Below are 868 nucleotides of genomic sequence, written 5' to 3' on the forward strand. Positions count from 1 at the left end.
ACTCTATAAGTGATGCCATAAATTTAGTGTTGGAGAGTGAAGAGAGACTGCGGTGCCACATCGAGGTTCTGGTCTAGGCCCCCTTTTAGGGGGCTCACACAAAGCCACCTTCTTTAGAAGGTGGTAGTTTACATCTGTAGCTCTGAGCTGAAGATATTTCTCCATACCGTTATTATACCAATCTTGAAAATTAACTGGTTAGGTCTATCACTTTTTGCGAATGGATTTTGGTGACTCTTTTGGAGCAATCCAAAAACCGATTTCATGCATCGCAGACTTTGGAGATGATGTCGTGGTAATCAGTAAAAGATTGGTTGGATAAATCGCGTTGCCTCAACCAACGCCATACTTGTTCGATAGGGTTTAGCTCTGGAGAATAGGGCGAAAGTTTGATGACACTGACATTTTAAAGTCATTGGCAATTTCTTCTGTATGCCATCCTGCTCCATCCATTACAACGACAGCGTGACATCCCTCCTCCGTGACTGCCAATATTTGTTTTAAGTGCTCTATCATGATGTCTTTATTAACCCAGGGACAATGATAGCCTCACCAATTCCTCTTCTGCGACAGACTGAACCGAACAGATAAGCATACTCAAATTGTAGTTTCTCGGCTCTTGGGCGAGCTGCTTTTTCAGTCCATAAGTGTGTTGTCGTGTTTTGAGCGGGAAGTTATCCATGAAAAGCCCATGTGGTCGGGCAGGTAATAGATAGAGTTAGGGTGGTAGTGCTCGCCAAATTCTTTCACGATATAAGCGAGGATGTCGGAACCAGTCAGTTCTCCGTCTTGTGTATCATTGGCTTTATCTTTTATATTGACTCAATTGTTCTCTTTGCTCGGAAGTTAAGAATGGTGCTTTTCCTGT

2 protein-coding genes are annotated in these 868 nt (G+C 43.1%); both read right to left on the bottom strand.

The window, feature by feature from the left end; genetic code table 11:
- Positions 1-262: 262 nt before the first annotated feature.
- On the bottom strand, positions 263-394 hold the full coding sequence (locus R7Z50_RS31625; RefSeq protein ID WP_411979520.1) for a transposase: 132 nt from the start codon (positions 392-394) through the stop codon (positions 263-265).
- A gap of 242 nt (positions 395-636) precedes the next feature.
- Complete coding sequence (locus tag R7Z50_RS25925; RefSeq protein ID WP_318134619.1) at positions 637-750, bottom strand: hypothetical protein; 114 nt, start codon at positions 748-750, stop codon at positions 637-639.
- Positions 751-868 lie beyond the last annotated feature (118 nt).

The sequence above is a fragment of the Vibrio sp. 1249-1 genome (assembly GCF_033340495.1).